At 73.9% G+C, this 14180-nt stretch carries 14 protein-coding genes; 6 read left to right on the top strand and 8 right to left on the bottom strand.

What is annotated here, in order from left to right:
- Positions 1–70: 70 nt before the first annotated feature.
- The 4 genes from CRP30_RS08170 to CRP30_RS08155 are packed head-to-tail and all read right to left on the bottom strand — an operon-like array spanning position 71 to position 3640.
- Positions 71–1153, bottom strand: a complete 1083-nt coding sequence (locus CRP30_RS08170) for a branched-chain amino acid ABC transporter permease (protein ID WP_097183461.1) — start codon at positions 1151–1153, stop codon at positions 71–73.
- Entirely contained in the window at positions 1153–2034 is an 882-nt protein-coding gene (locus tag CRP30_RS08165) for a branched-chain amino acid ABC transporter permease (RefSeq protein WP_097183460.1), read from the bottom strand. Before CRP30_RS08165 ends, CRP30_RS08170 begins: the two co-directional genes overlap by 1 nt.
- Positions 2031–2780 (bottom strand): ABC transporter ATP-binding protein, encoded by a 750-nt coding sequence (locus CRP30_RS08160; RefSeq protein WP_097183459.1) that lies wholly within the window; start codon positions 2778–2780, stop codon positions 2031–2033. The genes CRP30_RS08165 and CRP30_RS08160 overlap by 4 nt, the downstream gene beginning before the upstream one ends.
- Complete coding sequence (locus CRP30_RS08155; protein ID WP_159961614.1) at positions 2777–3640, bottom strand: ABC transporter ATP-binding protein; 864 nt, start codon at positions 3638–3640, stop codon at positions 2777–2779. The genes CRP30_RS08160 and CRP30_RS08155 overlap by 4 nt, the downstream gene beginning before the upstream one ends.
- Positions 3641–3755: 115 nt before the next feature.
- Between CRP30_RS08155 and CRP30_RS08150 the strand changes: the two genes are divergently transcribed.
- The 5 genes from CRP30_RS08150 to CRP30_RS08130 all read left to right on the top strand — a co-directional run bounded on the left by CRP30_RS08150 (position 3756) and on the right by CRP30_RS08130 (position 8496).
- Positions 3756–4676: a LysR family transcriptional regulator gene (locus CRP30_RS08150; protein WP_097183457.1), complete on the top strand. Its 921-nt coding sequence runs from the start codon at positions 3756–3758 to the stop codon at positions 4674–4676.
- Between the two features lie 95 nt (positions 4677–4771).
- Positions 4772–5776, top strand: a complete 1005-nt coding sequence (locus CRP30_RS08145; RefSeq protein ID WP_097183456.1) for an amidohydrolase family protein — start codon at positions 4772–4774, stop codon at positions 5774–5776.
- Complete coding sequence (locus CRP30_RS08140; protein ID WP_235003266.1) at positions 5773–6771, top strand: cyclase family protein; 999 nt, start codon at positions 5773–5775, stop codon at positions 6769–6771. Before CRP30_RS08145 ends, CRP30_RS08140 begins: the two co-directional genes overlap by 4 nt.
- 1 nt (position 6772) lies before the next feature.
- On the top strand, positions 6773–7708 hold the full coding sequence (locus CRP30_RS08135) for a fumarylacetoacetate hydrolase family protein (RefSeq protein ID WP_097183455.1): 936 nt from the start codon (positions 6773–6775) through the stop codon (positions 7706–7708).
- A gap of 2 nt (positions 7709–7710) precedes the next feature.
- A complete protein-coding gene (locus tag CRP30_RS08130) occupies positions 7711–8496 on the top strand; it encodes an SDR family oxidoreductase (protein ID WP_097183454.1) in 786 nt (261 codons plus the stop codon).
- On the opposite strand, the gene CRP30_RS08125 is transcribed toward CRP30_RS08130, so the two are convergent.
- Genes CRP30_RS08125 through CRP30_RS08110 form a run of 4 tightly spaced genes read right to left on the bottom strand, consistent with a single transcriptional unit; the run spans position 8489 to position 11599 of the window.
- Positions 8489–9175, bottom strand: a complete 687-nt coding sequence (locus tag CRP30_RS08125) for an alpha/beta fold hydrolase (protein WP_097183453.1) — start codon at positions 9173–9175, stop codon at positions 8489–8491. The genes CRP30_RS08130 and CRP30_RS08125 overlap by 8 nt on opposite strands.
- Positions 9172–9936 (bottom strand): enoyl-CoA hydratase/isomerase family protein, encoded by a 765-nt coding sequence (locus CRP30_RS08120; protein WP_097183452.1) that lies wholly within the window; start codon positions 9934–9936, stop codon positions 9172–9174. Before CRP30_RS08120 ends, CRP30_RS08125 begins: the two co-directional genes overlap by 4 nt.
- A complete protein-coding gene (locus CRP30_RS08115) occupies positions 9933–10451 on the bottom strand; it encodes a nuclear transport factor 2 family protein (RefSeq protein ID WP_097183451.1) in 519 nt (172 codons plus the stop codon). The genes CRP30_RS08120 and CRP30_RS08115 overlap by 4 nt, the downstream gene beginning before the upstream one ends.
- Complete coding sequence (locus CRP30_RS08110) at positions 10451–11599, bottom strand: 3-hydroxyacyl-CoA dehydrogenase family protein (protein ID WP_159961611.1); 1149 nt, start codon at positions 11597–11599, stop codon at positions 10451–10453. Before CRP30_RS08110 ends, CRP30_RS08115 begins: the two co-directional genes overlap by 1 nt.
- Before the next feature lie 184 nt (positions 11600–11783).
- Between CRP30_RS08110 and CRP30_RS08105 the strand changes: the two genes are divergently transcribed.
- Entirely contained in the window at positions 11784–14129 is a 2346-nt protein-coding gene (locus CRP30_RS08105; protein WP_143278423.1) for a lysylphosphatidylglycerol synthase transmembrane domain-containing protein, read from the top strand.
- Positions 14130–14180: the final 51 nt, after the last annotated feature.

Here is a 14180-nt window from a genome sequence, read left to right as displayed (position 1 = left end):
CGGCGCAGTGCGGGACGGGGAGGGGACGGCGGGCGCCGGCCCCCGGCGGAACGGGTGGTGCGGTCGTGGGTCAGGCCTTCGAGCGCCTTCGTGGACCTCCCGTGAGCCGGGTGACCAGCCGGCCGGCTCCACCGGCGACTCCGGCTGGGAGGAAGAAGAGGGTCAGGAGGAGGGCCACGGCGTAGACCAGCTGTGACCACTGGCCGCCGGTCGTCGACCCGATGTGCTGGCTGATCACGTCCGGCAGGTAGACGATGAACGCGGCCCCCACCAGGGACCCCGCCCACGTGCGGGACCCGCCGACGACGCAGGCCGACAGCAGGGTGAGCGAGAAGAACATCGAGTAGCTGTCGGGCACCGTGGACGCCAGGACCAGCCCGCCGAGAGCACCGCCCAGCCCGGCCACCGCGCTGCTGATGCCGAACATCGTGAGCGTCAGCCGGTTGACGTCGACACCCTCCGACCTCGCCATCAGCGGATTGACGCGCAGCGCCTCGACGGCCCGGCCGAGCGGACCGGTCGTGAGGTTGCGCAGCAGCACCAGGACCACGGCGAGGACGACGACCAGCAGGAGGAACTGGAACTGCTCTGGCGTCAGCGCCAGCCCGCCGGGCGGCGTGATGGGGGAGCCGGCGAGCTGCAACCCGATCGTGCCGCCGGTGATGCCTTCGAAGCGGGACAGCAGCAGCGGGAAGATCGCGGCGATCGCGATGGTCAGCAGGCCGAGGTTGAGCCCGCGCACCCGCAGCGCCGGGAGGCCGATCAGCCAGCCGGCCGCCCCGGAGACGATCACGGCGGCCAGGACCGCGAGCGGCCAGCCCCAGCCGAGCTCCTTCACCAGGATCATCGCCGTGTAGGCACCCAGCCCGTAGAGGGCACCGTGGCCGGCGCTGATCTGCCCGGCCCGCCCGATGAGCAGGTTCAGCCCGGCGACCGCGATCGCGACCGTCAGCACGCGGGTGGCCTTGAACAGGTCGTAGTCGCTGATCAGGAACGGCACGACCAGCGCGACGACGAACAGCGCCGTCCACGCCCAGGTGACCGGTCGTCGCCACAGCGGGCGCAGCTCGTCCAGAGCCGGCGCCGCCGCCCGTGGCGACCCGGGGGTCGCTGCGACCGTCCGCGTGGCGGGGCCGGAGATGGAGGTGGCCATCAGGCGCGCACCGCCGACGGGCGCCCGAACAGGCCCTGCGGCCGGACGAGCAGGACCAGGAAGATGACGGCGAACGGGACCACCAACTGCAGGTCACCTCCGATGCCGGGGACGTACCGGCTGGCCAGGTTGGACAGGACGCCGATCAGCAGGCCCCCCACGACAGCGCCCAGCCGGCTGGAGAAGCCGCCGAGCGTCACGGCCGCGAGGGCGAGCAGCAACGCGTTGGTCATGAGTTCCGGCGACAGGCCGAGCGTGGGGGCGGCCACCAGGCCGGCGACGGCGCCGACGGCGGCGGCGATGCCCCAGCCGACAGCCAGCATCAGGCCGGTCGAGATGCCGAGCAGCCTGGCGGAGTCGGGGTTGTCGGCGACCGCGCGCAGACGCAGCCCCAGCGGCGTGAACCGGAAGATCGCCCCGCACAGGACCATGGCCGTCAGCACGAGCGCCCCGCCTCCGAGGGCCTGAGCCGTGAAGGTCAGCGGACCGACGTGGTGGACGGCGTCGCCGAAGGGGCTGGGCATCGAACGGACGTCGGTGCCCCAGATCAGCGCCACGACCGCATTGGTGCCGAGAAGCAGCGCGGCGGTGACCGTCAGCAGCGCCAGCGGACCGTTGCCCTCGACCGGCCGCACGAGCAGCCGCTCCACGCCGGCTCCGAACACGAAGGCCAGGACCACGAGCACCGGGACGATCAACCACCACGAGAGCCCGGCGGTGCTGAGGGCGAAGGACACGAAGGCCGCCAGCGTGGCGAACTCGCCCTGGGCGAAGTTCAGCGTGCCGGTGCCCTGGAAGACCAGCGCGATGGCCAGTGCCAGGGCGGCGTAGACCAGCCCCGTCGTCAGCCCCGACACGGTCTGCTGGAGCAGCTCGCTCATGAGGACACCTCCGTCAGGCCGTCGGGGGATTCGCCCAGGTAGGCGGCGCGCAGACCCTCGTCGGCGGCGAGCTCGGCGGCCGGGGCGGAGGCGACGACGCGCCCCCTGGCCAGGACGACGCCGCGGTCGGCGACCTTGAGCGAGGCGCGCGCGTTCTGCTCGGCCAGCAGGACCGACAGCGACCATTCGTCGCGCAGCCGGGCGAGGACGGAGAACATGTCCGCCGACGTCAGCGGGGCCAGACCCAGCGACGGCTCGTCGATGAGCAGCAGCCGCGGCCGGGCGAGCAGCGCCCGGGACAGGGCCAGCATCTGCTGCTGACCTCCCGAGAGCGCGCCCGCCGGCCGGCGGCGCATCTCCCGGAGCACGGGGAACGTCTCGTAGATGCGCTCCACGTCGCCGTCCGCCTGGCCCCGCGTCGAGGCCGGCCGGGAGATGACGCCGAGCCGCACGTTCTCCTCGACCGTGAGGTCGGTGAACGTCCCCCGGCCCTGGGGGACGTGGCCGAGCCCGCCACGGGCGATGCGGGCGGCGCTCGTGCCGGCCAGCGAACGCCCGGCGAAGGCGACCTCGCCGCTGGACCTGACCGTGCCGGACAGCGCCCGGAGCAGCGTCGTCTTCCCGGCGCCGTTCGCACCGAGGACCGCGACGATCTCGTTCTCGCCCACCGCGATGTCGATCCCGTGCAGGACCCGGACCCCGCCGTACCCGGCGGTGAGGCCGGTGACCTCCAGCAGCCCGCTCACAGGGCGTCCCCGGTCGACGCGTGCAGCCGCTCGGGCGCCGGCCCGTCGGCGTCCTCCGCCCCGAGGTAGGCCTCGACGACACGGGGGTCGGCCCGCACCTCGTCAGGGGTCCCGATCGCCAGGAGCCGACCCGAGTCGAGGACGACGACCCGGCGGGCCACGGACATGACGAGCGCGACGTCGTGCTCGACCAGCAGCACGGTCGTGTCCGACCCGGCGTAGGCCTCGACCTCGGCCAGCAGGTCCTGGGCCTCCTCCGCCCCGAGTCCGGCGGCCGGCTCGTCGAGCATCAGGAGGCTGGGGGAGCTCAGCAGGGCGCGGGCGACCTCGACGCGCCGGCGGTCGCCGTGCGCCAGCCCCGCTACCGGGCGGCTCGCGAGCGCGGCGATGCCCAGCCGCTGCAGCAGGGCATACGCACGCTCGAGGGTCTCGCGCTCCTCACGGCGGCGGCGCCGGGTGGACAGCATCGAGTTCACCACCCCGACCCGGCTGTGGGCCACCGCGCCGAGTGCGACGTTCTGCAGAGCCGACTCGACGTCCAGCAGCGCGGGGGTCTGGAACGTGCGCGAGATGCCGCGACGGGCGCGCTGGTGGGGCCGGAGCCTGCCCAGCGGACGGCCGTGCAGTGTCAGTTCGCCCTCGTACCCGTAGAGCCCGCTGATGCAGTTGAACAGCGTGGTCTTCCCGGCTCCGTTGGGGCCGATCACGGCCGAGGTGCCTCCGGCCGGGATCTCGAAGGCCAGATCGTCGAGGGCGCGCAGGCCGGCGAACGACAGGCCGACACCGCGCGCCACCAGGGCGGGCGGAGCGCCGCCCCCGGAGTCGTTCGCGGAGCGATCCGGCGAGATTGCTTGGGTCACAGCGGGGAGTGTGGAGTGGGTCAGGTCACACGGGAAATGGTTCATCCGGATGTGAAGCATTCAGCCGGTGAATGTCGGCAGTACCGTGCGCGACACCACCACGAGGGAGGACCGCATGAACCTGGCGGGAGTGGACCTGAACCTGCTCGTCTCGCTGCGGGCACTGCTGCAGGAACGGAACGTCACGCGGGCGGCGCAGGTGGTCGGGCTGAGCCAGCCGGCGATGAGCAACGCGCTGGCCCGCCTGCGCCGGCAGTTCGGCGACGAGCTCCTGGTCCGCGAGGGGCGCGGCCTGACGCTGACCCCCGTGGCGCGGGAGCTCCAGCACGCCGTGGAGCCTGCCCTGGGGATGGTGGAGCGGGCTTTGCGCATCCAGGCGTCCTTCGACCCGTCGACCGCGGCCCAGGTGTTCCGGATCGCGGCCAGCGACTACGGCATGACGCTGATCGCCGGACGACTGCGCGAACTCGACCGGCTCGCGCCGCGCGTGGTGGTCGACCTGGTGCAGATCGACCACGGTTTCGTGCGGGACAGCGAGGCGGTGATGCGTCGCGTCGACCTCGTCCTGGCCCCTCGTGCGTTCCTCAACGGCTATCCGAACGAAGAGCTCTCCAGTGAGCCCTGGGTCGCGGTGGTCGATGCCGACGACCCCGGCGATCAGCTCTCGGAGGAGGACCTCCGGTCGCGCACGCTCATCGGCCTCTTCCACGACCTCGGCTCCGGTGCGCACATCGAGCGCCTGCTGACCGTCCGCGGCATCACGGCCACCGGATCGGTGAACGCCGAGTCGTTCTCCGCGGTGCCGGCCCTCGTCGAGGGCACCGACCGCATCGCGTTCCTGCCGGCCAGCCTCGCCGCACGGCTGCAGCCCGGGTACCGGGTGCGGACCCGCGCGGCGCCCTTCCTCACGGAGCCGCTGGTGGAGTGCCTGTACTGGCACCGGTCGGCCCAGCGGGACCCCGCCCACCAGTGGTTGCGCCGGCTGGTCCTCGGCACGCGCGCAACGCTTGAGGAGTCGCTGCCATCTGCGCCGTGAATGCCACGGCATACCGAATCAGTGGTTCCGCTCGCCGGACGCACGACCGATGCTGAACGCCGTTGTGTCACCGCCGTCACACGAGGAGTGGACGCTTGCCTGTCGTACCTGCCATCGACGTCCACGCCCATGTCGCCGTCCCCACCGCGGACGCGCTCCTGGAGGGAGAGCCGGGCCTGGCGCAGCAGCGCGGGGTCGATGCGGCCACCCTCGGCCCCGAGTCGCTCGCCTACAACATGCGGCACATCGCCGAACTGGCCCCGAAGCTGACCGATCTCGACCTGCGGCTGACCGCGATGGACGCGGCACGGGTCGACGTGCAGGCGGTCAGCGCGACCCCCTTGCCCCACGCCTGGGCCGACCGCGACCTGGCGGCGCGGCTCGTCGCCGTGACCAACGAGGGCGTCGTCCACGCGTGTGCGAAGCAGCCGGACCGGCTGCTGCCGATCGGGACCGTCTCCCTCCAGCACCCTGACCTGGCCGTCGGACAGCTCGAGACGGCGGTACGCGACCTCGGCATGCGCGGCGTGCAGATCTCGACCTCGGCCGGTCCGGGACGGGAGCTCGACGACCCCTCGCTGGCCGACTTCTGGGCTGCCGCCGAGGAGCTCGGGGCCGCCGTCCTCATCCACCCGTGGGGCTGCACGCTGGGCGAGCGGCTGAACGCCTACTACCTGTTCAACACCGTCGGGAACCCGACCGAGACGGCGCTGGCGCTGTCCCGCCTCGTCTTCTCCGGACTGCTCGAACGGCACCCGCGGCTCCGGGTCTGGTCGGCGCACGGCGGTGGCTACCTCGCCAGCTACGTCGTGCGCGCAGATCACGCCTGGGCCGCGCGCGGCGACGCGCACACCACGGAGCAGCCGCCCTCGACCCTGCTCCGCCGCACCTGGGTGGACTCCCTCGTCTACACGCCCGAGCAGCTGCGCCACCTCGTCTCGGTGATGGGCGCGAGCCAGGTGACGCTCGGCAGCGACTACCCCTTCGACATGGGTGTCGAGGACCCCGTCGACCGCCTGGAAGCGGCCGGGTTCGACCCCTCGACCACCGACGCCATCCGCGGCGGCAACGCCGCCCGACTCCTGGGACTCGACTCGTGAACGGCTACGACATCACGTCGGCCTTCGGACCCGACCCCGAGGCGGCCATCGCCGACTCGGCCAAGCGGTTCAGCAACTGGAACCGCTGGGGGGCCGATGACGCGCTCGGCACGGTGAACCACCTCGACGCGGCCAAGCGCACCGCGGCCGCGGGTCTCGTCCGGCGGGGGGACTCCTTCAGCCTGTCCCTGCCGTTCGACGAGGACGGCCCGCAGTTCGGCTGGAAGCGCCGGGTCAATCCCGTGCGCGTGATGACCTCCACCGGCATGGACACCGCCGAGCAGATGGGTCTCCCGCACGGACTGTCGGTCGCGGACGACTCGGTCTTCATGCCGCTGCAGTGCTCGACGCAGTGGGACGGCCTCGGCCACGTCTTCGACCACGGCGTGGCCTGGAACGGCCGCGTGGCGCGCGAGGTCGTGACCAGTGAGGGCGACTTCGCCACCGGCATCGAGCACCTCGCCGCACCGGTCGTCGGCCGCGGTGTCCTGCTCGACGTCGGCCGGGCGCTGGGTGAGGACGGTGAGCTGCCCGACGGCTGCCCGATCACGAGCGCCGACCTGGAGGAGACGATCCGCCGCCAGGGGGAGACCTCCCGGGTGGGCCGCGGTGACATCGTGCTGCTGCGCACCGGCCAGCTGACCCGGGTGCGCCGCCGCCTCGCCGCGGGCGAAGGGTGGGGTTCCTACGCCGGCGGCCCGGCGCCGGGCCTGTCGTTCGAGACGGCCGGCTGGCTGCACTCGACCGAGATCGCCGCGCTGGCGACCGACACCTGGGGGGCGGAGGTGCGGCCCAACGAGTGGCCGGGCGCCATGCAGCCCCTGCACCAGGTGGCGCTGCCGCACATCGGCCTGCTGCTGGGGGAGATGTGGGACCTCGACGGCCTGGCCGCCGACTGCGCCGAGGACGGCGTCCACGAGTTCCTCATCGCCGCGCAGCCGCTGCCGTTCACCCGCGCCGTCGGCTCGCCGGTCAACCCCGTGGCGGTGAAGTGACGTGCGGCTGACCACCGTGCGGAGCGCCGAGGGTCATCGGGTCGGGGTCCTCGACGGCGACGTGATCAGGCTGCTGGACGCCGGACCGACGCTGCGGGACGTGATCGCAGGCGGGGAGGAGTCGCTCGCCGACGTCGCCCGCCGGCTGCGCTCCGGCGACGGCGTGCCGGTGCCCGACGCCTCGTTCGGCCCGCTGCTGGACCCGCCCAGCGTCCGTGACTTCCTGACCTACGAGGCCCATCTGGCCGAGCTGGCCGGCAGCGTGCCCGACGAGTGGTACGAGAAGCCGCTGTTCTACTTCTCCAACCCCGCGTCCATCACCGGTCCCTACGACGACGTGCGGATCCCCCCGCTGGTCACCCAGCTCGACTACGAGCTCGAGGTGGGGGTCGTCGTGGGCCGCGCGGGCTCGGACCTGACCCCGGCACAGGCCGCTGACCACATCCTCGGCTACACGATCTTCAACGACTGGTCGGCCCGCGACCTGCAGGTCCACGAGTTCAAGTTCCCCATGGGCCCGTCGAAGTCGAAGGACGCGGCCATCACCCTCGGCCCGTGGCTCGTGACCGCCGACGAGCTCGCCGACTTCGTCGTCGACGGCCGGCTCGCCCTGACCACCGAGGTACGGCTCAACGGGGTGCGCACCGGCGGCGACGTCACCTCGAACATGGCCTGGTCGTTCGCCGACCTGGTCGCCTACGCCTCCCGCGGCACCGTTGTCCGCCCCGGGGACGTGATGGGCTCCGGCACCTGCGGCACCGGTTGCCTGGCCGAGATCCGCCGGACCGATCCCGACACCGCGCCGGACTGGCTGGCGCCAGGGGACGTCGTCCGCATCGAGGTCGAGCAGCTCGGGTTCATCGAGAACCGGCTCGTGCCCGGCCCGCAGCCGGTCGAGATCCCGCGCGGCCGGCGCCGGATCGGGGTAGGAGCCTGAGCATGGAGCTGAGGGACGCCGTCGTCGTCGTCACCGGTGCCGGCAGCGGGATCGGCGCCGCGCTGGCCCGGCGGTTCGCCGCCGAAGGGGCCGCTGCCGTCGTCGTGAGCGACCGCGACGGCGAGGCGGCCCTGCGCGTGGCCGAGGAGATCGGCGGGACGGCGGACACGACCGACGTGACCGACGAGGCCGCCGTCGCGGCACTCGTGGAGCGGACCCTGAGTGCGTACGGCCGGGTCGACCTGTTCTGCTCCAACGCCGGCGTCTTCTCCGGCGGGGGAGTGGAGGTGCCGACGGACACCTGGCAGCAGGTGTTCGCGGTCAACGTGCTCGCCCACGTGCACGCCGCCCGCGCCGTCCTGCCATCGATGCTCGAGCGGGGGAGCGGCTACCTGCTCAACGTGGCGTCCGCCGCGGGGCTGCTGACCACCCCCGGCGACGCCCCGTACACGGTGACCAAGCACGGAGCGGTGGCGTTCGCCGAGTGGCTTGCGGTCACCTACGGGGACCGCGGCATCAAGGTCAGTGCCGTCTGCCCGCTGGGCGTGGCGACGCCGCTGCTGCTCGATCCGCTCGAGGAAGGCCGGTCGGCGGCCTCCGTGGTCGCCGCCTCCGGGGCGGTGCTCACGCCCGAGCAGGTCGCGGAGTCGGTCGTCGCGGGGATCGCCGAGGAGCGGTTCCTGATCCTCCCGCACCCGGAGGTCGGCACCTACTGGGCGCAGAAGGCCGCCGACCCCGACCGCTGGCTGGCCGGCGTCCGGAAGCTGGTGCGGAAGACCGTCAGCTGAGCGCCCGGACCCGCTCGGCCACCAGGTCGGCGACCGCTTCCGGGCGGGTGGCGGCGGGGCTGTGGCCGCACGGCCACTCGACGGTTCGCGTCGCGCGCCGGGCCATCGCGCGCTGCCGCTCGGGGTGCACCACCTCGTCGTCCGCGCACACCACGTAGGTCGACGGGACGCTGCGCCAGGCGATGACCTCGGGCACCCCGCGGAAGACCTGGCGGCTCACCGGGCGCAGCCGTGCGGTGGCGGCCGCGGCCACCTTTGCGGGGGCGTCGCCGTACAGGAGCCGCGCGGCCAGGCCCGGATCGAGGCCCACCTGGTCCTCGGACACCCGCATCGCCTCGCCCAGCCGGGTGTCGGGCAGCCCGCCGATCGACCCCGGTCGGCTGACGGACTCGCCGTCGTCCAACTGGTAGGCGGCGACGTACACCAGCTCACGCACCAGGGGGTGCGTGCCGGCGCCCGTGATCACCGCGCCGCCGTAGGAATGCCCGACCAGCACGGCAGGCCGGCCGAAGGCGTCCACGGCGTCGCGTGTGGCCTGCGTGTCGGCGGCGAGGTCGGTGAGCGGCAGCTCCACGGCGGCGCTCTCGATCCCGCGGTCGGCCAGGGCTGCGCGGACGCCGTCCCAGCACCAGGCGCCGTGCCACAGGCCATGCACGAGCACGGCACCCGGCGTGGTCATGCCCAGCGGGGCGCGCGCTTCTCCGCGAACGCCGTCCTGCCCTCGACGTGGTCCGGGTGCGCAGCCGCCTCGCCCTGGTGCCGGGCCTCCAGGGCGAGCAGGGCCTCCAGCGGCAGCTCGCCGGCCGCGCGGAACTGGCTCTTGGTGAGGGCGAACGCCAGCGAGGGGCCGTCCGCCAGCATCCCGGCCAGCTCGCGGGCGCTCGCGGCCAGCTGCTCGGGGGGCAGGACGCGGTTGATCAGGCCGTAGGCCTTCGCTTCGTCGGCGGTGAATGTCCGGCCGAGGGTCGCCACGGCGAACGCGCGGGCATAGCCCAGTTCGCGGACCAGGTGCCAGGAAACCCCGGTGTCGGGGACGAGTCCCACCTTGCCGAATGCGCAGGAGAACGATGCCGACTCCGCTGCCAGGCGCAGGTCGCAGGCGAGCGCCAGGCCGAGGCCGGCCCCGACCGCCGCGCCGTTCACCGCTGCCACCACGGGCTTGGGCATGTCGGCGATCGTCTGGGCGATGGGGTTGTAGGAGCCGGCGACGGTCTCGTCGGCGTGCTCGAGCTCCTCGACAGCGGCGAGGTCCTGGCCCACGCAGAAGGCCCGCCCGGCGCCCGTGAGCACCACGGCCCGCACGTCGTGATCGACCGCGACCTCGCGGAGGGCGCCGATGAGCTCCCAGCGGGTGGACCGGTCGAGCGCGTTCAGCTTGTCCGGCCGGTTGAGGGTGACCGTGGCGACGGCGCCTTCCCGGGTCACGTCGACGGCGGTCACGATGTTCCTCCTGGTCCGTACTGCTGGGCGTCGGGATGGATCGTGCTGCGCTCGGCGCCCGGCACGGAGTAGCCGCGCTCGGCGTAGGGGAACCCCTCGAGCTGGGTCGTCTGCGGGCGCATCTGGTAGTAGCTGCGGATCTCGCGGATCAGCCCGTCCTCGCAGGTGAACCACTCGGCGCCGCGGGTGGCGACCCGCTCGGTCGCGCCCTCGGGCAGCCACCACATCGTCCACTCGATGACCGCCTGCGCGGGTGTGGCGCAGATGCTGTCGACCACCCAGCGGGCCTGCAGCATGCCGGTCACCTTGCGCCAGTAGCGGGCGAGGTGATCACCGCCCGCCACGGCCGCGGACCCGGTGTTGGGCGCCAGGAACCAGTGGACGACGTCGGGGTGCAGCGTCTGCAGCATCAGATCGACGTCGCCCGCGCTGCAGCCGTCGTAGTAGCGGCTGATCAGCGTCGTCCAGGCGGCGGTGGGGTCGGCCGCCGTGCTGGGATCGTCCAACGTCTGCATCACTTCTCCTGGTAGCTGTGGAACCCGGCGCCGGTCTTGCGGCCGAGCCGCCCGGCCGCGACCAGCTCGTGCAGCGTCCGGGCCGGGGAGAGGCGGGGGTCGTCCTCCACGGCGGCCATCGATTCCAGCGCCGCGACGGTGACGTCGAGGCCGATCAGGTCGATCAGCGCCAGGGGCCCCATCGGGTGCCCGGCGCCCTGCACCAGGAGCGCGTCGACCTCCTCGACGGGCACGCCGCTCTCGTGCAGCCGGACGGCGTCGTTGAGGAAGGGGATGAGCAGCCGGTTCACCACGAACCCACGCGAGTCGGCGCACCTGATCGGCGTCTTGCCGATGCCGCGCGCCCAGGCGGTCGCGGCCGCCTGCAGCCCCTCGGCGTCCTCGACGTCGTCCGGCACGACCACCTCGACCAGCTTCATGACCTGCGCCGGGTTGAAGAAGTGCAGCGCCAGCACCGGACGCGGGCCCGCGATGAACGGCTGCAGGTCGGACACCCGGAACGACGACGTGTTGGTGGCCAACGGCACGGACACCGGCAGGGCGGCGTCGAGCCTGCTCACGACGGCCGCCTTGACGTCGAGGTCCTCCGCGACCGCCTCGATGACGACGTCGGTGACCGCGAGGTCGGACGGGTCGAGGGTGAGCGACAGCCGACCGGCGATGGTGTCCCTCGTGGCCTCGTCGAGGCGCCCGCGGGAGACGGCCCGGCCGAGGCTCGACGCCAGCCGGGCACGGAGCCGCTGTCCTGCCTCGTCCGTCCGGGCGAGCACGCGCACCGCCCGGCCGCTCCGCGCGACCGCCTCGACGATGCCGCCGGCCATGTGGCCGGTCCCCACGACCCCGACAGGTCCCGTCCAGGCGACGGTCGGCGAGATGTCCGAGCCGGTAGGGATCTCGTCTCCAGCCGACCCAGGCGACCGAGCCGACCCGGCCGGGAGCGCGAGGCCGCTGAGGTCCTCCGGGCCGTTAGTGGCCAGGAGTTCGAAGGGCCCGACCGGGTGCCCGGCGCCCAGCCGCATGGCGGTGTCGATGTCCTGGGGCGCCGCAGTGCCCCTGGCGGCGAGCAGTGTGGCGTCGGAGAGCAGGCCGGACATCACCCTCAGCGCGTCCTGGTCCGGGGGTGCGCCTCGTTGCGCGGTGTCGGGCACGGTCGTCCTCCGGGTGTCGGGCGGCGCTCCGGTGACCGGCGCCACTCCGAGTCTGCGGACGAGCGGGCCCGACCGGAAATGACTCCTTCCCATGTGCAGCTATCCGCCGCGCCGATACCGCTCCGCGACGGCGCGCCCCTCGGCCCCGGGCCTCACCGCCCGACCGGTCGAGGATGATGACGCGGTGACCGGGCCGGGGGAGGGTGCGCCTTCGGCACCCGGGCTCCGGCAACGGGTGCGCCGGCCGAACGACGTCGCCGGGCTGGCGACCGCCGCGGCGGCCCTCGCCGTCCTCGTGCTGGCCGCCGTCCAGGCGCCGGAGGCGGTCGGAGCCGTCGTCGGCGTGGTCCCCGCCGTGGCCGGCGATCCGCTCCGGACGGTGTTCTCCGTCGCGTCGGCGGTCGCGTCCCTCGCTCTGCTGGGCGTGCTCCTCACGGTCGCGGTCGACGCCGCGCGGCACCGCCGGACGGCGCTGCTGCACGCCCTGGTGGCCCTCGTCCTCGGACTGGTGACGGGTGCAGCGGCGGAACGGCTCGGCGACGCGGTGGGCGGCGCGCTCGCCGTCGTCCTGACCGGTCCCCGGGACGACGCGGCGCTCGTCCCGGTCGTCGCCGCGGTCGCTTTCCTCGTCGGCGCGGACCTGCAGCGGCGCCGCCGCTGGGGGCAGCCCGCGCGGTGGGCCGTCCTCGGCGCCCTCGTCAGCGCCGTGGCCCTCGGCAACCTGACCGTGGCGGGCGCCTTCGCCGGAGTCCTGCTGGGGGCGGTCGCCGGGCTGACCGTGCGGGTGGCCGCCGGGGTGCCGCCCGCGCGTCCGGCCGACGACGTCGTCCGCGCCGAACTGGCCCGGGCCGGTGTCCACGTGGGCGCTCTGCGGGTGGCCGAGCAGACGGCGGGGTTCCTGCGCTTCACCGCAGCGGACGCCACCGGCGACGTCACCATCACCGTCGTGGACCCGGACGGTCGGGGCGTGCCGTTCGTGCGGCGGGCCGGACGTGCCCTGCGCTTCCGGACGTCCGTCGTCGGCCGTCCGTCGCTGACCCAGCGGGGCGGGCTGGAACGGCAGGCGTCGAGCGCCGCCCTGGCCGCCGCCGCCGGGGTGGCCGTGCCCCGGGTCCTGGCACTGCTGTCGGTCGGTCCTGCCCTCGTGCTGGCCGAGCGGCCGCTGACCGGCACGCCGTTGCCGGCGGCGGGGGAGTGCGCCGAGCAGGGGCTGGCCGCGGCGTTCGCCGCGCTGCGCCGGCTGCACGACGTCGGTCTGGCGCACGGCTCGCTCGCGCCCGACTGCGTCGTGGTGTTGTCGGACGGGGAGGCCGGGTTCCGCGACCTGCGGTCCGCGCAGCCGGCGGCCGGTGACCTCCAGCGGGACCTCGACGCGGTGGCCCTGCTCGTCGGTGGCGCGACGGTCGTGGGCGCCGGTCCGGCCGCGTCGGCCCTGCGGGCGGAGTACACCGCGGGCTCGGCAGCGCCCCGGCTGACGGCGCTGCTGCAGCCGGTCGCGTTGCCGCCGGCCGTGCGTCGTTCGGTGCGGGGTGCCGAGGTCCTGGCCGATCTGCGCAAGGAACTCGCCCAGCCGGACGGGACGACGGTTGCCGCGCCTCGCCTCGAGCGCTTCTCCGTGCGCGCGATCCTGACCGTGGCCGCGTCGACGGTCGCCGCGCTGCTCCTGGCCTCGCAGCTGTCGCAGGTGAGCATCGTCGAGTCGCTCCGGCGGGCGGAGGTCCCGTGGCTGCTCGCCGCGGTCGGCGGATCGGCAGTGACGTACGTAGGCGCGGCGCTGGTCCTGGTGGCGTTCGTGCCCACGGCGCTGTCGCTGGGGCGGACGACGCAGGTGCAGCTGGCCACGGCCTGGCTGACGCTCGTGACGCCGCCGACCGTCGGCCACGTGGGGCTCAACATCCGCTATCTGCAGCGCGCGGGGCTGACGGTGACGGGTGCTGCGGCCAGCGTCGCGGTGAGCCAGCTCGCGACGGTGGCGGTCACCGTCGCGATCCTGCTCGTCGTGGCCTGGGCCAGCGGGGTGTCGACGTCCCGGCTGTCGCTGGTACCCAGCTCCGACGTGCTGCTCGTCGTCCTCGGTGCCGTCGTCGTCGTGGGACTGCTGATCGCCGTTGCGCCGGTCCGGCGGATGCTGGGCCGCCGGCTCGAGCCACTGGTCCGGCAGTCGCTGCCCCAGCTGCTCGCCGCGGTCTCCGAGCCTTGCCGGCTGCTCACGGCGCTGGGCGGCATCCTGCTGCAGAACGCCGGGTACGTGCTGGCGCTGGACGCCTCCCTGCGGGCCTTCGACGTCTCCGTCGCCCTGCCCACGGTGATCGGCGTCTACCTCGTCGCCTCCACCGTGGGATCGGTCGCGCCCACGCCCGGCGGGCTCGGGGCGGTGGAGGCCGCGCTCATCGGCGGGCTGACGGCGACCGGCGTCCCGGTGTCCGCGGCGCTGGCGGTGGTCCTCGCCTTCCGGACGGCTACCTTCTGGCTGCCCGCGCCGGTGGGCTGGCTGGCCTTCGTCAGGTTGCAGCGCCGCCACCTCGTCTGACGCCACTCTCCGACGCCGGCCGAGAATTGTCGGTGGTCGCACCTACGTTCG

The sequence above is a fragment of the Blastococcus haudaquaticus genome (genome assembly GCF_900230285.1).
GTDB classification, from domain to species: Bacteria; Actinomycetota; Actinomycetes; order Mycobacteriales; family Geodermatophilaceae; genus Blastococcus_B; species Blastococcus_B haudaquaticus.
Note: the sequence above shows the minus strand (reverse complement) of the source record. Positions and strands in the feature narration are given on the sequence as shown.

Excerpts from the sequence above, each read along its gene's own strand:
- CRP30_RS08170 (WP_097183461.1), bottom strand. The coding sequence starts at position 1,153 with ATGGCCACCTCCATCTCCGGCCCCGCCACGCGGACGGTCGCAGCGACC.
- CRP30_RS08165 (WP_097183460.1), bottom strand. The coding sequence starts at position 2,034 with ATGAGCGAGCTGCTCCAGCAGACCGTGTCGGGGCTGACGACGGGGCTG.
- CRP30_RS08150 (WP_097183457.1), top strand. The coding sequence starts at position 3,756 with ATGAACCTGGCGGGAGTGGACCTGAACCTGCTCGTCTCGCTGCGGGCA.
- CRP30_RS08130 (WP_097183454.1), top strand. The coding sequence starts at position 7,711 with ATGGAGCTGAGGGACGCCGTCGTCGTCGTCACCGGTGCCGGCAGCGGG.
- CRP30_RS08125 (WP_097183453.1), bottom strand. The coding sequence starts at position 9,175 with ATGACCACGCCGGGTGCCGTGCTCGTGCATGGCCTGTGGCACGGCGCC.
- CRP30_RS08115 (WP_097183451.1), bottom strand. The coding sequence starts at position 10,451 with ATGCAGACGTTGGACGATCCCAGCACGGCGGCCGACCCCACCGCCGCC.